General features: G+C 71.1%; 18 protein-coding genes. 8 read left to right on the forward strand and 10 right to left on the reverse strand.

Translation table 11 applies throughout. The features are described 5' to 3' along the window. The first annotated feature begins 213 nt into the window (after positions 1-213). The 8 genes from B9B60_RS09865 to B9B60_RS09900 are packed head-to-tail and all read left to right on the forward strand — an operon-like array spanning position 214 to position 7,764. Positions 214-1,299: an MSMEG_0568 family radical SAM protein gene (locus tag B9B60_RS09865; protein ID WP_084451252.1), complete on the forward strand. Its 1,086-nt coding sequence runs from the start codon at positions 214-216 to the stop codon at positions 1,297-1,299. After that, positions 1,299-2,702: an MSMEG_0567/sll0787 family protein gene (locus B9B60_RS09870; RefSeq protein ID WP_084451343.1), complete on the forward strand. Its 1,404-nt coding sequence runs from the start codon at positions 1,299-1,301 to the stop codon at positions 2,700-2,702. Before B9B60_RS09865 ends, B9B60_RS09870 begins: the two co-directional genes overlap by 1 nt. A gap of 32 nt (positions 2,703-2,734) precedes the next feature. Then, on the forward strand, positions 2,735-3,262 hold the full coding sequence (locus B9B60_RS09875) for an MSMEG_0572/Sll0783 family nitrogen starvation response protein (protein WP_007926309.1): 528 nt from the start codon (positions 2,735-2,737) through the stop codon (positions 3,260-3,262). Between the two features lie 29 nt (positions 3,263-3,291). After that, positions 3,292-4,173 carry a carbon-nitrogen hydrolase family protein gene (locus B9B60_RS09880; RefSeq protein ID WP_200811207.1) on the forward strand — a complete coding sequence of 294 codons (882 nt, stop codon included), beginning with the start codon at positions 3,292-3,294 and terminating at the stop codon, positions 4,171-4,173. Next, entirely contained in the window at positions 4,166-4,480 is a 315-nt protein-coding gene (locus B9B60_RS09885; RefSeq protein WP_084451254.1) for an MSMEG_0570 family nitrogen starvation response protein, read from the forward strand. Before B9B60_RS09880 ends, B9B60_RS09885 begins: the two co-directional genes overlap by 8 nt. Continuing rightward, a complete protein-coding gene (locus tag B9B60_RS09890) occupies positions 4,477-5,730 on the forward strand; it encodes an MSMEG_0569 family flavin-dependent oxidoreductase (protein ID WP_084451255.1) in 1,254 nt (417 codons plus the stop codon). The genes B9B60_RS09885 and B9B60_RS09890 overlap by 4 nt, the downstream gene beginning before the upstream one ends. A 20-nt stretch (positions 5,731-5,750) precedes the next feature. Continuing rightward, on the forward strand, positions 5,751-6,611 hold the full coding sequence (locus B9B60_RS09895) for a carbon-nitrogen hydrolase family protein (protein WP_084451256.1): 861 nt from the start codon (positions 5,751-5,753) through the stop codon (positions 6,609-6,611). 31 nt (positions 6,612-6,642) lie between these two features. Then, positions 6,643-7,764, forward strand: coding sequence for an MSMEG_0565 family glycosyltransferase (locus B9B60_RS09900; protein WP_084451257.1), 1,122 nt, complete (start codon positions 6,643-6,645; stop codon positions 7,762-7,764). Positions 7,765-7,862: 98 nt separating this feature from the next. Here B9B60_RS09900 and B9B60_RS09905 read toward each other — a convergent pair whose 3' ends face one another. From B9B60_RS09905 to B9B60_RS09950, 10 genes are all read right to left on the reverse strand, one after another. Next, positions 7,863-8,900, reverse strand: a complete 1,038-nt coding sequence (locus B9B60_RS09905) for an aspartate-semialdehyde dehydrogenase (protein ID WP_072624903.1) — start codon at positions 8,898-8,900, stop codon at positions 7,863-7,865. 68 nt (positions 8,901-8,968) lie between these two features. Beyond that, the gene (locus tag B9B60_RS09910; protein ID WP_072624904.1) at positions 8,969-10,732 is read right to left on the reverse strand and encodes a BCCT family transporter; all 1,764 of its coding nucleotides are present in this window, start codon (positions 10,730-10,732) and stop codon (positions 8,969-8,971) included. Between the two features lie 231 nt (positions 10,733-10,963). Further along, on the reverse strand, positions 10,964-11,896 hold the full coding sequence (gene era / locus B9B60_RS09915) for a GTPase Era (protein WP_072624905.1): 933 nt from the start codon (positions 11,894-11,896) through the stop codon (positions 10,964-10,966). Beyond that, positions 11,893-13,185 (reverse strand): hemolysin family protein, encoded by a 1,293-nt coding sequence (locus B9B60_RS09920; RefSeq protein WP_084451258.1) that lies wholly within the window; start codon positions 13,183-13,185, stop codon positions 11,893-11,895. The genes era and B9B60_RS09920 overlap by 4 nt, the downstream gene beginning before the upstream one ends. After that, positions 13,182-13,652, reverse strand: a complete 471-nt coding sequence (gene ybeY, locus B9B60_RS09925) for an rRNA maturation RNase YbeY (RefSeq protein WP_072624907.1) — start codon at positions 13,650-13,652, stop codon at positions 13,182-13,184. Before ybeY ends, B9B60_RS09920 begins: the two co-directional genes overlap by 4 nt. After that, on the reverse strand, positions 13,649-14,701 hold the full coding sequence (locus B9B60_RS09930; RefSeq protein WP_072624908.1) for a PhoH family protein: 1,053 nt from the start codon (positions 14,699-14,701) through the stop codon (positions 13,649-13,651). Before B9B60_RS09930 ends, ybeY begins: the two co-directional genes overlap by 4 nt. A 13-nt stretch (positions 14,702-14,714) precedes the next feature. Further along, on the reverse strand, positions 14,715-15,443 hold the full coding sequence (locus B9B60_RS09935; protein ID WP_143445531.1) for a hypothetical protein: 729 nt from the start codon (positions 15,441-15,443) through the stop codon (positions 14,715-14,717). Between the two features lie 20 nt (positions 15,444-15,463). After that, entirely contained in the window at positions 15,464-16,246 is a 783-nt protein-coding gene (locus B9B60_RS09940) for a hypothetical protein (protein ID WP_072624910.1), read from the reverse strand. Further along, on the reverse strand, positions 16,247-17,254 hold the full coding sequence (locus B9B60_RS17325) for a hypothetical protein (RefSeq protein ID WP_072624911.1): 1,008 nt from the start codon (positions 17,252-17,254) through the stop codon (positions 16,247-16,249). 83 nt (positions 17,255-17,337) lie between these two features. Next, on the reverse strand, positions 17,338-18,078 hold the full coding sequence (locus B9B60_RS09950; RefSeq protein WP_084451260.1) for a 16S rRNA (uracil(1498)-N(3))-methyltransferase: 741 nt from the start codon (positions 18,076-18,078) through the stop codon (positions 17,338-17,340). Positions 18,079-18,080 lie beyond the last annotated feature (2 nt).

Raw genomic sequence — 18,080 nt, forward strand, 5'->3', positions numbered from 1 at the left:
CGGCACCACGAACTCCGCGACGAGGTGGCCGTCTGTCAGGCCTCGCCGCGGCAGAGAAGGAGGAGGTCCGTCCGCATGCCCAGCACCCTACCCCTCACCCCGGACGGTCATGACGGCGGTCACCATGCGGACGAAACACGATCGTTTCACCCGGAAACAGTCCTGCATTCCGAGTGAAACCACTCCGAAACGGGCCGCCCGTGTACTTGCCGCATGGCCCCGAACCCGACACCGAACCCCGACCGCGTCTCCACTCGTGTCGACATCGCGATCCTCGGCGTCCGTAGCGACGCATCGGTCCGCCGTACGGGCGGTGCGGGCCCGAGCGATGACGGACATTTTGCCATCGATGGCCTCGGAGCCGCACTCCGGCTCGACAGCAGCAGCCCCTACGTCGTCGATCCGGCCGGCCGTCTGACGCTTGACGGCGCGGACCTGGGCCTCGACATCTCCCCCGTCGCCCGCCCCCGCTTCTACGACCTGTCGACGGCGGACGGCGTCGCCTACGACAAGATCGCCAAGCTCCACGGAACCAACGTGCTCGCCACCACCGTCGTGCAGACGTGCGTGCGGTATGCGGAGAGCGAGCGGTGTCGCTTCTGCGCGATCGAGGCCTCCCTCGACGCCGGCTCGACGATCGCCGTCAAGACCCCGGCGATGCTCGCCGAGGTCGCCGAGGCGGCGGTCCGCCTCGACGGCGTGACGAGCATGGTGATGACCACCGGGACGTCGAACGGGTGGGACCGCGGCGCCAAGCACCTCGCCCGATGCGTCCGGGCGGTCAAGGACGCGGTGCCCTCGCTGGAGATCCAGGTCCAGTGCGAGCCACCCGCGGACCTGCAGGCGATCACCGACCTCTACGACGCCGGCGCCCGATCCATCGGCATCCACGTCGAGTCGATGGACGACGCCGTACGGTCCCGCTGGATGCCGGGCAAGTCACGCGTGACCATGGCCGAGTACCGCACGGCCTGGCGGGAGGCGGTGCGGGTCTTCGGCCGGAACCAGGTCTCGACCTACCTGCTCGTCGGGCTCGGGGAGGACCCGGACGAGCTCGTCGACGGCGCACGGGAGCTCGTCGACATCGGCGTCTACCCCTTCGTCGTCCCCTTCCGCCCGCTCGCTGGGACCCTCGCGACCGACGTCGACCACGTCCCGGCCCCCGACCGACAGGTCGTCAACGACGTCACGGCCCGCGTGGCGACACTGCTGCGGGACGCCGGGATGCGCGGCGCCGACCAGCGAGCCGGGTGCGCCGCCTGCGGCGCCTGCAGCGCCCTGCAGACGGCAGGTGCCTGATGCGGCTCGAGATCCCCTCGCTCATGGGGCCGACGGTGGCCCCCGACACGGGAGCCTGGACCATCGGCCGTGCCGACCCGCGCGAGACGGCGGACTACCGGGCCCTGCGCCGCGAGGTCTTCGTCGCCGAGCAACGCGTCCTCGACGTCGACCACGACGATCTCGACGACGACCCGCGCACGATCGTCCTCGTCGCCCGCGGCGCGGACGGCCGAGTGCTCGGCGGCGTCAGGCTGGCCCCCGCCACCCCGGGGCGCGACATCGGCTGGTGGACGGGCAGCCGGCTCGTGGTCCGTCGGGACGCTCGCCAGTCCGGTGGCATCGGGCCCGCCCTCGTCCGCGAGGCCTGCGCCACCGCGTTGCGCATGGGCGTGTTGCGCTTCGAGGCGACCGTTCAGGAGCCCAACGAGGTCCTCTTCCGCAGACTCGGGTGGACGGCCTGGGGGGCGACGCGCATCCAGGGCACGCCGCACGTGCGGATGCGCTGGCCCATCACCCGGATCCGCGACCTCGTGGCGTCCACCAAGAGCGAGCTGGGCTCTCTCGTCGGCGACCTGCGGCAGGACAGCCCGTTCGCCCTCGGCGGGGCCGAGTTCCTCGGCGACGACGGAGCCCCTGTCCCCGGCACCGACGTCGTCGCCGCCTGCGACGCGATCCTCCCGGCCCTCGTCGACCGGGACCCCGAGTGGGCTGGCTGGTGCGCCGTGCTCGTCAACGTCAACGACCTCGCCGCGATGGGCGCCTCGCCGGTCGGCCTCCTCGACGCGATCGGCGCCCCCTCCCCCGAGATCGCCCGGCGCGTCGTCGGTGGCATCCGCAGCGCCGCACAGGCGTGGGGTGTGCCCGTCCTGGGCGGCCACACCCAGATCGGTGTGCCCTCCGCGCTCACCGTCACCGCCCTCGGCCGGACGGACGCCCCGGTCCCAGGTGGTGGCGCGCGCCGTGGGGACGACATCTCGCTCACCGTCGACCTGCACGGTCGCTGGCGTCCCGGATTCGAGGGCCGTCAGTGGGACAGCACCTCCACCCGCACCGGCGCCGACCTGCGCGCACTGGGGTCGCTCGTCGCGGGTGCTCGTCCCGCAGCGGCCAAGGACGTCAGCATGGCCGGCATCGTCGGCACGGCCGCGATGCTCGCCGAGGCGTCGGCGATCGGGACAACCCTCGAACCGGACTCGATCCCCGCACCGGACGGCGTCCCCTTCGGCGACTGGCTCACCTGCTTCCCCGGCTTCGCCATGCTCACCGCCGACCGCCCCGGGCAGGGGCGGATGACCTCCCCGATCGCGCGGACCGCGCGCATCGGCACCGCCACCGCCGAGCCCGGCGTGCGCCTCCTCTGGCCGGACGGCGTCGAGACCGACGCCGTCGGTCCCACAGCCACCGGGCTCCTGCCCGGTTGACCACCCACCGCACCCCCACGAAAGGCACCACCGTGACCAACGACATCGACGCCCAGATCGCCGACAACATCGCCAAGTCGCTCGGCGAGATCCCCCACCCCGCCCTGCCCAAGGGCAGCAACGTGTACGGCTCGACGAAGATCTTCCCCGACTATCAGGCCGAGGACGGGGAGAGCTACTTCACCCTCATCCACGGGATCCCGCACGAGTCGTCGGTGAGCTTCGTCGCCGTCCTCCAGGCCACCCGCGCCCTGCGCAAGGGCTTCGAGTCCGCGATCTACCTCTACGGACCGGGCACCCTGGCGGCCACCGCGAACCGAGGGTTCCCGACCTCGGGTGACTCGGGCTTCCCGGGTGAGCTCAACATGAACGACTCGCTCGAGACCTTCATCAAGGAGGGCGGCACGGTCTACTGCTGTCGCTTCGGGCTCGCGCTCCACGGCATCCGCGAGGAGGACCTCATCGAGGGCGTCATCCCCGCGCACCCCCTGGACGTGCAGGACGCCCTCATCCACTACGCCCGCAAGGGCGCCATCATCAACTCCACCTACAACCTCTGAGGCCTGCGATGACCATCAAAGTCGCGTCCGTGTCCGCGAACTTCACCCGGGACCTGGAGCAGAACTACGCCCTCATCGCCCAGCTGCTCGACGACGCCCGCGCCGAGGGGGTCTCCTTCGTCGCCTTCCCCGAGGCCGCGATCGGCGGCTACCTCTCGTCGCTCGGCAACCACGGGGACACCCTGCAGACGACCAGCAGGTCCCTGCCGCCGGCGATCCGGCTGGACGGACCGGAGATCCGACGCGTGCAGGAGCTCGCGGGTGACATCGTGCTGACGATCGGCTTCTGCGAGCTCGCCGACGACGGGAGCACCCGCTACAACGCCGCGGTGTGTCTCGACGGCAGCACGATCTACGGCTCCTACCGCAAGGTGCACCAGCCGCTCGGCGAGAACATGTCCTACTCCGCGGGTGACAGCTACCGCGCGTTCGACACCCCGGTCGGCCGCGTCGGCATGCAGATCTGCTACGACAAGGCCTTCCCCGAGGCCGCCCGCATGCTCGCCCTCGACGGTGCCGAGATCGTCGTGAGCATGTCCGCGTGGCCCGCCGCCCGGACCGCGACGGCGGACAACCTGCAGGAGGACCGCTGGACCTACCGGTTCAACCAGTTCGACATCGCGCGTGCCCTGGACAACCAGGTCTTCTGGATGGCGTCGAACCAGTCCGGCACCTTCGGCTCGCTGCGCTACGTCGGCAACGCCAAGGTCGTCGACCCGGGCGGCAACATCCTCGCCACCACCCTGCTCGGGACCGGGCTGGCGATCGCGGAGATCGACGTCGACGCGACCTTCCGGACCATGCGTGCCGGGATGTTCCACCTGCGCGACCGGTGCCCGCACGTGTACGGCCCGGTGGCCGCGGTCTCGGCGCCGCACGTCGACCGGTGGCGGGAGCTCGCCCATGCCTGAGATGACCTTCTCCGTGCGCTGGCCGGACGGCGCCGAGACCTCGCACTACTCCCCCAGCCTGGTGATGCACGACCACCTCGAGGCGGGTGCCCGGTACCCGCTTGCGGACTTCGTCGCCCGGACGGGCGCGGCCTTGGGCGAGGCCAGCGAGCGCGTGCGCGCGAAGTACGGCATGGCCTGCACCTCGGCCATGCAGTCGCAGCAGACGATCGCGGCCACGGCCGCCCACTACCCGGCCGACATCCACCCCACGGCCGAGGTCGAGGTACTCACCATGGAACCGCAGCTCGAGAGGACCGGATCATGATCCCGACCCCAGTCGTCGCAGGTGACCACTTCGACGCCGTCATCGTGGGAGGCGGGCAGGCCGGCCTCTCGCTCAGCCACCACCTCGTCGAGAGGGACATCCGGCACATCGTCATCGAGCGTGACGAGGTCGCCCACGAGTGGCGCGACGGCCGGTGGGACGCCTTCACGCTCGTCACGCCGAACTGGCACTGCCGGCTCCCGGGATACGCGTACGACGGCCCGGACCCCGACGGGTTCATGACGCGCGACGAGGTCCACGCCTGGGTGCGGGCGTATGCCGACACCTTCGACGCTCCCGTCGCGCAGGGCGTCGAGGTCGTCCGGGTCGAGCAGCGGCCGGAGGGCGGCTTCACCGTCGTCACCTCGGCCGGGGTGATCACCGCCGACACCGTCACCTCCGCCACCGGTGGGTACCACGAGCCCGTGGTGCCCGACTGGGCGAAGGACGTCCCGGCGTCGGTCACGCATGTGCACTCGCACGAGTACCGCAACGCGCGCCAGCTCCCGGAGGGGCCGGTGCTCGTCGTCGGCACCGGGCAGTCGGGCACCCAGATCGCCGAAGACCTGCACATCGAGGGCCGCAACGTGCACCTCGCCGTGGGCCGGGCACCCCGTGTCGCCCGGTTCTACCGGGGCAGGGACTGCATGACCTGGCTCGCCGAGATGGGCCTGTACGACGTGCCGGTCACGACGCGCGGCCTCACCAAGCGGGAGTCCACCAACCACTACGTCACGGGGCGCGACGGCGGCCGCGACATCGATCTGCGGCAGTTCGCCGTCGGCGGCATGACGTTGCACGGCCGGGCGCTCGCGGTCGTCGACGGGGCAGTCCACTTCGACGACTCCCTGGCGAGCAACCTCGACCACGCCGACTCGGTCGCCGAGTCCATCAAGGACGACATCGACCGGTACATCGAGCGGGAAGGGATCGACGCCCCGGTGGAGGCACGCCACGCCCCCGTGTGGCAACCACGGCCCGGGGGCAGCAGCCTGGACCTCCGCGACATCGGCAGCATCGTCTGGGCCGTCGGCTTCCGGGCGGACTGGGGCTGGCTCGGCGAGCTCCGCGTCCTCGACGAGGACGGCCACCCGAGGCACGAGCGCGGTGCCACGTCCGTGCCCGGTTTCCACTTCCTCGGTTTGCCGTGGCTCCACACATGGGGCTCCGGGCGGTTCCACGCGATCGCCCGCGACGCGGAGCACGTGGCATCGCTCGTCGCCGAGGGCGCGGCCGCCCGCGCGGCCTGACACGTCCCTAGTCTGGGCCGATGAGCACCGTGACGATGGCGGCCGTGGCCGCACACTTCGGACGCGACGTCGAGCGCACCCTCACCAAGCTGTCCGGCATCGTCCAGCAGGCCCGCGAGCGCGGCGTCGATCTGCTCGTCCTCCCGGATGCCACGATCGGCGGTTACCTCGGCGATCTGAGGCATCCGGGAGGTACGGGGGCCGACCTGCCTCCGGCCATCGCGCTCGACGGGCCCGAGGTCGCCGCCGTCGTGTCGCTGGCGGGCGGGATGACGGTCTGCTTCGGCCTCACGGAGCGCGCCGTCGTCGACGGCGAGGAGGTGCGCTTCAACACCGCGGCCTGCGTGAGCGGCGACGGCCTGCTCGGCGTGCACCGCAAGGTGCACCTACCGCTCGGCGAGGCCGAGGCCTATCGCTCCGGCGACAGTTTCCGGGCCTTCGACACCCCGGTCGGACGGATCGGCATGCTCATCGACTTCGACAAGACCTTCCCCGAGGCCGCCCGCACGCTGGCCCTCGACGGCGCCGAGGTGGTGACCTGCCTCAGCGCGTGGCCCGCCAGCGTCACAGACCGGTCGGACCGGATCCGCAACGACCGCCAGGCCCACCTCTTCGACCTCTACGACTGCGCCCGGGCCGCCGAGAACCAGGTGTACCTCGTGTCGTCGAACCAGACCGGGGTGCTCGGGGGCCTGCGCTTTCTCGGTCAGGCCAAGGTCGTCGACCCCGCCGGCGAGATAGTCGCCAAGACCTGGGCGAAGGGGGGACTGGCCGTCGCCGGGGCCGATGTCAGCACTGCCGTGGCGCGGGCCCGCCGCTCCCTCGACCACATCCACCAGCGGGTGGAGCACGCCTACCGACTCACCACCACCAGCGCCTGACCGTCACCGGCGGCGCACGATCGGACCACCCATGCGTATCGCCCAGCTCACCTACTCCACCAAGCCCCGTGGCGGGGTCGTCCACACGCTCGCCCTGTCAGAGGCACTCGCGGCCCGCGGGCACGACATCGAGATCTGGACCCTGGGACGGGGCGGTGACCGCGCCTTCTTTCGGGACCTCGACCCGCGCGTGCAGGTGCGGGTCGTCCCCTTCGTCTCCCGCGAGGACGAGAGCGTCGGTGACCGCATCGAGCGGTCCATCGCGGCTCTGGCCGCGGCCTTCGACACCGGCGCGGACGTCGTGCACGCGCAGGACTGCATCTCGGCCAATGCCGTGCTCGACGCCGGCGTCGCGCCCATCCGCACCATCCACCACCTGGACGCCTTCACGACACCTCGTCTGGTCTCCTGCCACGAGCGCGCCATCCACGCCCCGGCCGCGCGCATCTGCGTCTCGCGGGCGGTTGCCGACGAGGTCGAGGCCGCCTACGGCTACCGCGCGGCGGTGATTCCCAACGGGGTCGACGCGGGCCGGTTCGCCCGCGCTGCCGGCCCCGCGGGTGCGCCCGCCCGCGACGCCTGGACCGCCCAGCTGGGCGGCTACGTCCTGGCGCTCGGTGGCATCGAGCCACGCAAGGGCACGATCGACCTGATCGAGGCCTTCGCCCGGCTCGACCGCCGCGATCTGCAGCTCGTCATCGGTGGTGGGGAGACGCTCTTCGACTACCGCGACTACCGCGCCCGATGTGACGCCCGCGCCCGCGAGCTCGGCGTCAGCCCGCTCGTGCTGGGGCCGGTCGAGGACGACGAGCTGCCAGCACTCGTCGCCGGCGCACAGGTGCTCGGCTTCCCCTCGACGAAGGAGGGGTTCGGACTCGCGGCGATGGAAGCACTCGCCGCCGGGGTCCCTGTCGTCGCCCGTGACCTGCCGGTGCTGCAGGAGGTCTTCGGGGACACCGTGCGCTACGGCAGCGACGTCGACGGTCTGGCGGCGGCGCTCGACGCTGCGCTGTCCGACCCCTCTGGCCACGCCGAGTCCGGGCGGGAGCTGGCGGCCGGCTACACCTGGGCCGCGGCGGCCTCCGCGCACGAGGACTTCTACGTCCGCCACCTCGACGCGACGACGGCCCGAGCGGTCCTCCCTTCGCGCTGAGCAAGAGAAACCCCAGCTTCGCAGGAGTACCAAACCCTTGCGAAGCCGGGGTTCATCGGGTGACCCGAGAATCGGGTGACGGGTGGGACGAGGCGCCGTCAGCCCTTGCGCGCGACGATCGCCTCGGCGATCTGCACGGCGTTGAGGGCGGCGCCCTTGCGCAGGTTGTCGCCGACGACGAAGAGCGTCAGGCCCTTGCCGTCCGCGACCGACTGGTCAGCGCGGATGCGACCGACGAAGACCTCGTCCTTGCCGGTGGCCTCGAGGGGGTTGGGCACGGCCGTCACGACGACGCCGTCGGCCGACTCGAGGATCTCGGTCGCGCGCTCAGGGCTGATCTCGCGCTCGAACTCGGCGTGGATCGCCAGCGAGTGGCCGCTGAAGACGGGCACGCGCACGCAGGTGCCGGAGACGCGCAGGTCGGGGATGTGCAGGATCTTGCGCGACTCGTTGCGCAGCTTCTGCTCCTCGTCGGTCTCGAGGGTGCCGTCGTCCTGGACGGACCCGGCGATCGCGACGACGTTGAAGCCGACGGGCACCTCGTAGACCTGCGGGGCCGGCAGCGTCAGGGCGCCACCGTCGCGGGCGAGGTCCTTGGGGTCACCAGAGGCGTAGCCGCCGCGCAGCTGGCTGTCGAGCTCGGTCAGGCCGGCGCCGCCGGAGCCGGAGACGGCCTGGTAGGTGGCGACGCGAAGGGCGACCAGGCCCGCCTCGTCGTGCAGCGGCTTGAGCACCGGCATCGCGGCCATGGTCGTGCAGTTGGGGTTGGCGATGATGCCCTTGGGCAGGTCGTCGAGGTCGCCCGAGTTGACCTCGGAGACGACGAGCGGGACCTCGGGGTCCTTGCGCCAGGCGCTCGAGTTGTCGACCACGGTGGCGCCGGCGGCCGCGACCTTGGGCGCCCACTCCTTGCTCGTGGACCCGCCGTTGGAAAACAGCGCTATGTCGAGACCGGAGAAGTCGGCGGTCGCGGTGTCCTCGACGGTCACCTCCTCGCCCTTCCACGGCAGGGTCGACCCGGCGGACCGAGCAGAGGCGAAGTAGCGGATCGAGGTGACGGGGAAGTCCCGCTCCTCGAGCAGCGTGCGCATGACCTGTCCGACCTGGCCGGTGGCTCCAAAGACTCCGATGTGCATGGGCCAAGGATAGGCGTCGGGGCCTGAACACCCACATCGTGTTCAGGCCCCGGACGCGGTGGAGCACGTCAGGCGGTCGGCGTGTCGTCCGTCCGCGTGTCCGTGTCGCCCTGCTCGGTGGTCGTCGAGGAGCCACCGTTGGCGACGACCGGCACGACCTTGTCGCGGTCGATGCCCGCGCCGGGCTCGGCATGGTCGATCGACAGGACGAAGTCGTCGCCGTGCTCCTTGACCCCCGCGACGACGGCCTGCTTGAGGGCCTCGCGGGCGTAGGCGCGGCGCACCGCCATCGGGTCGGTCTGCAGGTCCTTGACCAGTGCGACCGCCATGCCGATCATGATCAGCACGAAGGGCAGGGCCGCGATGATCGTGATCTGCTGCAGACCGGTCAGCGAGTCCTCGCCGCCGATCGTGAGCATGATCGCCGCGGCAGCACCCGTGGCGACACCCCAGAAGACGACCGTGAACTTGTTGGGCTCGAGCGTGCCGCGCTCGCTCAGCGAGCCCATGACGATCGAGGCCGCGTCGGCACCCGAGACGAAGAAGATCGCCACGAGGACCATGACGAGGATCGAGGTGACCCCCGCCCAGGGCATCGAGTCGAGGAGCGCGAAGAGTGTGCTCTCCTCGCCGTCGCCGAACTTGTCGAGCGTCGCGCCCATCTCCTGCGCCTTGATGGCGGCGCCACCGAAGATCGCGAACCAGATGAGGCTCACCGTGCTCGGGACGAGCAGGACGCCGGTGACGAACTCACGGATGGTGCGGCCGCGGGAGATGCGGGCGATGAACATGCCGACGAAGGGGGTCCAGCTGACCCACCAGGCCCAGTAGAAGATCGTCCATCCGGACAGCCACGACTTGATGCCGTGCTCGCCCTGCGCGTTGGTGCGCGCGGAGTACTCCATGAGGTGGTGGAGGTAGGTGCCGAGCGAGGTCGGGACGAGGTTGAGGATGAAGATCGTCGGGCCGAGGACGAAGACGAAGAGCGCCAGGACGAAGGCCAGCACCATGTTGGTGTTGGACAGCCACTGGATGCCCTTCTCGACGCCGGACACGGCGGAGAAGATGAAGCAGATGGTCAGCACCACGATGATCAGCACGAGCACCGTGTTGGTCACGTCGTCGGCCCAGCCGACGATCTTGGCACCGGAGGCGATCTGCAGGGCGCCCAGGCCCAGCGAGGTCGCCGAGCCGAAGAGCGTGGCGAAGATCGCGAAGATGTCGATGACCTTGCCCACCGGGCCGTTGACCTGGCGCTTGCCGATGAGCGGCTCGAAGACCGCGCTGATCGTCAGGCCGCGGCCCTTGCGGAAGACGCCGTAACCGATGGCCAGACCGGCCACCGTGTAGATCGCCCACGGATGCAGGGTCCAGTGGAAGAGCGTGGTCGCCATCGCGGTGCGGGTCGAGCTGTCGTTGCCCGCCTCACCGGTGCCGGGCGGCGGGGTGATGTAGTGGGCCAGCGGCTCGGCCGCACCCCAGAACATCAGGCCGATGCCCATGCCGGCGGAGAACATCATCGCGATCCACGAGATGGTGCGGAACTCCGGCTCCTCGCCGTCGGCGCCGAGCGGGATGTTGCCGTACTTGCTCGCCGCGAGCCAGATGACGAAGAAGACGAAGCCGGTGGACGCGAGGGCGAAGAGCCAGCCCGTGTTGGTCACGACCCAGTCCAGGCCGCTGGCCGAGGCATCGGACAGCGACGAGGTGCTGATGACGCCCCAGAGCACGAAGGCGAGGGACAGCACGGCGGTGATGCCGAAGACGATCCAGTCGATCCCGAGCTTGTCCTGCTTGCGGATGATCCGCGGCTCGAGAGCCGGGTGGTCCACCCGGCGGGTGTCACGCGGCGGGGCGTTCTTGCCAGAGGCTGGTGGTTGCGCGGTGTCTGTCACGTTATGTATGGCCCGGTGGACAAGGCCTCCGGGGCCACTCCTCCCGAAATCGAGTTGGTGGCGGTCTCTGGGCAGCATGCTGCCAACCACCCACTTTGACCCACGGGCGCACGGCCGCCCAAATGGTCGTGACCGACTCGTGACCTGGGGTCGGGTGATCCGACCCGGTCAGAAGCCCAGACGCTGCAGCTGCTTGGGGTCGCGCTGCCAGTCCTTGGCCACCTTGACGTGCAGGTCGAGGAAGACCTTGTGGTCGAGCAGCCTTTCGATGCCCGCCCGCGCCGTCGTGCCGACCTCGCGCAGCCGTGACCCGCCTCGTCCGATGATGATCGCCTTCTGGCTGTCACGCTCGACGTAGACGTTGACCCGCACGTCGAGCATCGGGTCGTCGGCCGGGCGCCCCTCGCGCGGGACGATCTCCTCGACGACGACGGCCAGGCTGTGCGGCAGCTCGTCGCGCACCCCCTCGAGGGCCGCCTCGCGGACGAGCTCGGCGATCATCCGCTCGTCGTCCTCGTCGCTCAGCTGGTCCTCGGGGTAGAGCGGCGCCGGCGACGGCGGCAGGTGCTCGGCCAGGACGCGCAGCACGTCGTCGACCTGGTCGCCGCGCACCGCGGAGCAGGGCACGATCGCGGCCCAGTCGCCCAACTGGTCGATGGCGATGAGGTGCTCGGCCAGCCGGTCGCGGTCGACGGCGTCGCTCTTGGTCGCGATCGCGACGACGGGCACGCGCTTGGCCCGCTGCAGCTCCGCGAGGTCCTTGGCGATGAAGGTGTCGCCCGGACCGATCTTCTGGTCGGCCGGCAGGCAGAAGCCGATGACGTCGACCTCGAGGAGAGTCTCGCGTACGAGGTCGTTGAGCCGCTCCCCCAGCAGGGTGCGGGGCTTGTGGAGGCCGGGGGTGTCGACGAGCACGACCTGCTGGTGGTCGCGTGTGACGATGCCGCGGATCGTGTGCCGCGTCGTCTGCGGCTTGCTCGAGGTGATCGCGACCTTGTCGCCGACGAGGGCATTGGTCAGGGTCGACTTGCCGGCATTGGGCCGGCCGACGAGGCAGGCGAACCCGGCGCGCCACTCGGTCTGCGTCTCGTCCATCGTCATGCCCCGATCTCCTCGTGCTCGCTCTGCCGGATGTCGACGGGCTCGACCCGCTCGACGATGACCGTCGCGATGCGGTGCTGTCGTCCGGACATCTTCTCAGCCGTGAGGGAGAGGCCGGCGACCTCGCAGTGGGCCCCGACGATGGGGACGCGCCCGGAGATCTTGCCGATGAGGCCACCGACGGTGTCGACCTCCTCCTCGTCGATCGTCACGCCGAAGTGCTCGGCGAGGTCGTCGACGTGCAACCCCGCGGGCACCCGCGTGCGTCCGTCGTCGAGCTCCTCGATGCCCGGCCCCTCGCGGTCGTACTCGTCGGTGATCTCGCCGACGATCTCCTCGAGGATGTCCTCGATCGTCACCAGGCCGGCCGTGCCGCCGTATTCGTCGACGACGATCGCCGCGTGGATCTGGTCGCGCTGCATGTCGCGCAGCAGCTGGTCGACGGGCTTGCTCTCGGGGACGAAGGGGGCCGGCCGCATGAAGTCCGCGACGGGCAGGTCGCGTCCCTCCTCGTCGGCGAGCAGGCGTCGCACGACGTCCTTGAGGTAGAGCAGGCCGACGATGTCATCGCTGGACTCCCCCACGACCGGCACCCGCGAGAAGCCGGACCGGATGAAGAGATTGAGCGCCTTGCGCGCCGGCTTGTCCGACTCGATGGTGATCATGTCGGTGCGGGGCACCATGACCTCGCGCGCCAGGGTGTCGCCCAGCTCGAAGACGGAGTGGAGCATGTCGCGCTCATCGTCCTCGATGATCGACGACTCCCCCGCGAGGTCGAGCAGGTCACGCAGCTCGGCCTCGGAGCGGAAGGGCCCGTCGCGGTAGCCGCGCCCCGGCGTCACGGCATTGCCGAAGGTGACGAGCAGCCGCGCCACCGGCCCGAGGACCCGCCGGACCCCGACGACGAAGGGGGCGGACGCCAGGGCGATCGCGGTGCTGTGCTGCCGCCCGAGGGTCCGCGGGGAGACCCCGACGAGCACGAAGGTCACGACGACCATGATGGCGGCGGAGATGAGCAGGGCCACCCAGGTGCGCTCGGCCTGCTCCACGACGACGAGTGTGATGAGCACCGCCGCGGTCGCCTCGGCGATCGCCCGGAGGAAGGCCAGCACGGAGATCGGACCGGCGCTGTCGGCGAGGATCGTCCGCAGCGCGCTGGCCCCGCGGCGACCCTCCGCCTCGGCCTCGTCGGCGGCCACCCGGGAGGCGGATCCGATCGCCGCGTCGACGAGTGTGAGGACGAAGGCGGCGACGATCGAGACGACCGCGCCGATGATCAGCGTCGTCACGCGCCGCTCTCCCGGCCCCGCCCGGCGAGGAAGGTGAGCAGGAGCTGGCGCTGCAGCTCGAACATCTCACGCTCCTCCTCGGGCTCGGCGTGGTCGTAGCCGAGCAGGTGGAGGATGCCGTGCGTGGTGAGCAGCAGCATCTCCTCGATCGGGGCGTGCCCGGCCGTCGCGGCCTGGCGTTCGGCGACCGAGGGGCACAGCACGATGTCTCCGAGGACGCCCTCGAGCGGGGCCTCCCCCTCGCGCCCCGGTCGCAGCTCGTCCATGGGGAAGCTCATGACGTCGGTCGGGCCGGCGAGGTCCATCCACTGCTCGTGCAGCACCGTCATCGTCGCCTCGTCGACGAAGCGGATGCACAACTCTGCCTGCGGGTGCACGCGCATCTGCGCGAGCACGTAGCGGCTGATCTCGACGAACTCGGCCTCGTCGACGACGTGGTCGGTCTCGTTGAGCACGTCGATGCTCATCGGCCGGCTCCCTTCGTCGCGTCGTATCGGTCGTAGGCGCTCACGATCTCGCCGACGAGTCGGTGGCGCACCACGTCGGCGGCGTCGAGGTGGGCGAAGTGCACACCGTCGACGTCGGTGAGGATCCGCTGGACCACCTTGAGGCCGGACTCGATGCCGCCGGGCAGGTCGACCTGACTGGTGTCGCCGGTGACGACCATCTTGGAGCCGAAGCCCAGGCGGGTGAGGAACATCTTCATCTGCTCGGGCGAGGTGTTCTGCGCCTCGTCGAGGATGATGAAGGAGTCGTTGAGCGTGCGCCCGCGCATGAAGGCCAGGGGCGCGACCTCGATGGTGCCGGCGGCCATGAGCCGCGGGATCGACTCGGGGTCGATCATGTCGTGCAGCGCGTCGTAGAGCGGTCGCAGGTAGGGGTCGATCTTGTCGTTGAGCGTCCCGGGCAGGAAGCCGAGCTTTTCCCCCGCCTCGACGGCCGGGCGGGTGAGGATGATCCGGTTGACCTGCTTGGCCTGCAGGGCGGCGACCGCCTTGGCCATCGCGAGGTAGGTCTTGCCGGTGCCGGCGGGCCCGATGCCGAAGACGACGGTGTTGTCGCCGATGGCGTCGACGTAGTGCTTCTGGCCGAGCGTCTTGGGGCGGATCGTGCGCCCGCGGTTGGAGACGATGTTGGTCGTCAGCACGTCGGCGGGGCGCTCGCGGGTCTGACCGCGCAGCATGGTGATCGAGCGCTCGACGGCATCCTTGTTGAGCGGCTGCCCGGCCTCGAGGATTTCGAGCAGCTCGTCGAGCAGCCGGTCGAGGACCTCGAGGTCGCCGGCCGGCCCGTGGAGACGGAACTCATTGCCTCGGACGAGGATCTCGGTGCGCGGGAAGGCCCTCTCCATGGTCCGCAGCAGCTCGTCGGTCGGGCCGAGCAGGCTGACCATCGGGATGTTGTCGGGCAGGACGATCGTCTGCTGGACCCGGGGCGCCGGGCCGGACGCGGCCGCCCGCGGGTCGTCGGAGATCGCGTCGAGGGCGCGCAGGTCGGGGTGGTCTGATGGAGGCATCGTGCTCCCGATTCTACGGGCGCGAGCGCGGTCCCACTCCCAGAGGCGGATCGGTGGTCGACCGCGGGGCCACGAGCGGGGGGTGGGCCACGCTCCACGTCGGGGTGATCGCGCGGTGGGCCAGGACGTCCTGGGCCAGACCGGTCGCGGCCGTCAGGCCCTGCCCAAGCATCGCCTGCTCCAGCGCCGCGAGGAAGGCGCGGCGGTTGCGCGCCCCCAGCAGGTACCAGCCGAAGACCGATCGGCCGGGGTCCGGTGCTCCCGCCACGTTGGCCGACAGCATCGATCGCTGCCATCCGTTGACCACGACCATGGGCCCGGCGGTGCCGCGCGTCGCGCCCGCAGGAGCCGCCACATTCCGGGTGAGGAAGAGCGCTCGGGACACGTAGACCCGCCCCGGGTCGATGGTCTCCAGCGGGATCGCTGTCTGGCCCCGGAAGCCCAGGACCAGGGCCCGCTCGTGGACCCTGATGCGGTCCAACGCCCCGGCGACGACGAAGATCGCCGCAGCACCGAGGCCGATCGCCAGCGGGACCACCGCGATGGCGGGGTCGGGCGCGATCACGGCCGCGAGAACCGCGACGAGGACGAAGGGCAGGACGAGTGCCGTGAGGAAGCCCGCGGTGGGGCGGGCACGGAAGGTCGCCAGCTCGCGACCGGGGTCGGCCTGCGCCGCGGCGACGAGCTGCTCGAGGTGCGCCTGGGCCGCTGGGCTGCCGTCGTGGTGGAAGAGAGGTCGCACGTGGGGAGCAGCCGGTCCGGTCACGACGCGGCGCCCTCGCTCCACTGCGTCCACAGGTCGATGACGGCCGACTGGGCCACGGGCGTGTAGGTCACGGAATCTGCCCCGGGCTCGGCCACGTAGAGCTCCGACGGAGAGGCGTGGACGACCTTGAGGTCACCCGCCTCGCCCAGCTGCCGCGCCAAGGTCGTCACGTGGGTGATCCCCGCGAGGAAGTCCAGCCGCTCACCACTCGCCAGGTCCGACTCCCCGACGGAGCGGGGCTCGCCACTCGAGGCAGAAGTCTCGGAGACCCCGAGAAAGCGCAGGAACTCGGCCATCTCGTCGGCATCGGACCGGGTCAGCACGAAGGCGTGGTACCCCTGCGGGCTCACGACCTCTCGCAGGAGCACGCCGTCGCCGGCGGGCCGATAGCTCAGCCACGACTGGCCGTCCTCGGTCATCCGCTGCGCGACGAGCGAGGCGTCGACGCGTCGCAGGTGCAGAGCGGCCAGGAGGGACTCGGCCACCTCGTACTCGTTGTCGCCGTCCTCGCGCTCGGCCACGAGCGCAAAAGCGTCGAAGGTCGTCAGGGTCCGCAGAGCGGCCGACTGGGCGAGCTGCTTGTCCTCGGGCGACAGGCCGCGGTACCACTCACCGAGAGGGCCCGCGAGCTGTGCATCGCCGACGAGCGCCACCATGGCCTCGTCGGGCAGCGCACCGAGGGTGAGTCGCGCGTCGCCGCCCAGCGCCGCGAGCGCCTGCGCGGCTGCCTGCTCCGCTGCGGGTGAGTCGATGATTCCGGGTGTCTTGAGCTCAGGCACTTAGAACAGGCCTCCGATGGCGCCGACAGGGTCGGACAGGACACTACCAACGCCGTCGGCAACTGCCTTGGCTCCGTCGGCCACCGCACCGGCGCCGTCCGCGATCGCCCCACCGACGGCCTTGGCGCCGTCGACGATGGCGCCGCCTGCGTCGGAGAGCGCCCCCGAGATGGCATCCCAGTTCTGGTAGATCGCGATGCCCGCAGCGGCGATGCCGGCCACGGCCATGACGCCGATCCCCACCGGGCCCAGCGCGACACCGAAGGCCGCCGCCGTGGCCAGGCCACCGCTCAGGGCTCCCAGACCGCCGCCCGCTGCCCTCAGGTAGTCACCCTCGCGGATGCCCTGCACGAGGTCGATGCCGCCGGTGATGACGCCCAGCGGCCCGAGGACCTTGCCGAGGGTCGGCCCGGTCGCCCGCAGCAGGCCACCCAGCTTGGAGCTGATCTTGGCCGGGATCGTGCCGCGGAAGAGATCGTCCATCTGACTCGCCGTCGCACCGAGCATGCTCTGCAGGCGAGCCTCCGGCATCAGTGCCTGGTACATCTTGAAGGTGTTGCCGGTGAGGGCGGCGAGCAGGCGCGGGCCCTTGGTCACCAGTGCTGCGATACCCGACCCCAGCGGGCCGAGCGCGGCCAGGTCGTCGAACCCGAAGCCGTCGTCCCCTCCGCCGCCTCCGGGGGCACCCGACCCTCCCGGGCCACCGGGCTGGCCCCCGCCACCGGGTGCACCTCCCCCGCCCTGAGAGGCCTGGTCCTGGTCGGACGCCTGCTGCTGCAGGCCCTTGCCCAGCGCCTGCACCGTCTGGCTGGCCGCGGCGAGGGACTTCTCCGCACCTCCCCACGAGCCGCTGAAGCTCTCGAGATCCGGACCCTCCCACGCACCCGACAGGACGGACAGCTGACCGCGCCCCTGGCTGCCGATGTTGCTCAGCGTCTCGCCGTTGCGCAGCAGATCGCTCGCGATCTGCCGGACGCGCTCGACGTCCATGCCCTCCTGCACGCTCATCCGTGGCCCTCCTGCTCGATGGTCCTGTCTCGACCCCCGAGCCTAGGCACCATTCGTGGATCGTGACATGGGGAGCACTCCCCTCAGCGCCACCGATCCCGTGCGCTGAGCACGGAGACGGCCGCCGGACCGGCCGTCGAGGCCCGCAGCACCTGGGTGCCGAGGCGGACCGGGACACCGCCGGCGGCCACGAAGCGCTCCAGCTCCTGCGGCGAGATCCCACCCTCGGGACCGACGACCAGGAGGACCTCCCCTTCGGTGGGCAGGTCGGCGGTGGCCAGCGGGGTCGTGGCGTCCTCGTGGAGGACGAAGGGGGTCGCCCCGGCGAACCGCTCGGCGAGCCCCTGGCTCGTCACCAGCTCGTCCAGCCGCGGCCACCGACCGCGCCGGGACTGCTTGGCGGCGCGCTCGATCACGTTGGCCCACTTGCGCAGGCCCTTGTCGACCTTCGGTCCCTTCCACCGCACGATCGAGCGGTCGGCCTGCCAGGGGACGACCCCGTCGACGCCGAGCTCGGTGGCCGCCTCGACGGCGTCCTCGTCGCGGCCGTCCTTGGACAGTGCCTGCACGAGCGTCAGGCGAAGGGAGGGCTCCTGCTCGTCGGCGCGCTGCCGCACCCGCAGCCGCACGAGGTCGCGGCCGACCTCGGCCGCCTCGGTGAGCACACGCGCGCCCTGCCCGTCGGCGACGAGCACCTCCTCCCCCACCTCGAGCCGCACGACGGTGGCGGCGTGGTGCGCCTCGGGCCCGACGAGGTCGACGGCGTCGTCGACCCCGAGCCCGTCGAGGTCACCGGGGTCGACGAGGAAGAGCGGCGCGGTCATGC

The sequence above is a fragment of the Janibacter indicus genome, from assembly GCF_900176385.1.
Lineage (GTDB): Bacteria > Actinomycetota > Actinomycetes > Actinomycetales > Dermatophilaceae > Janibacter > Janibacter indicus.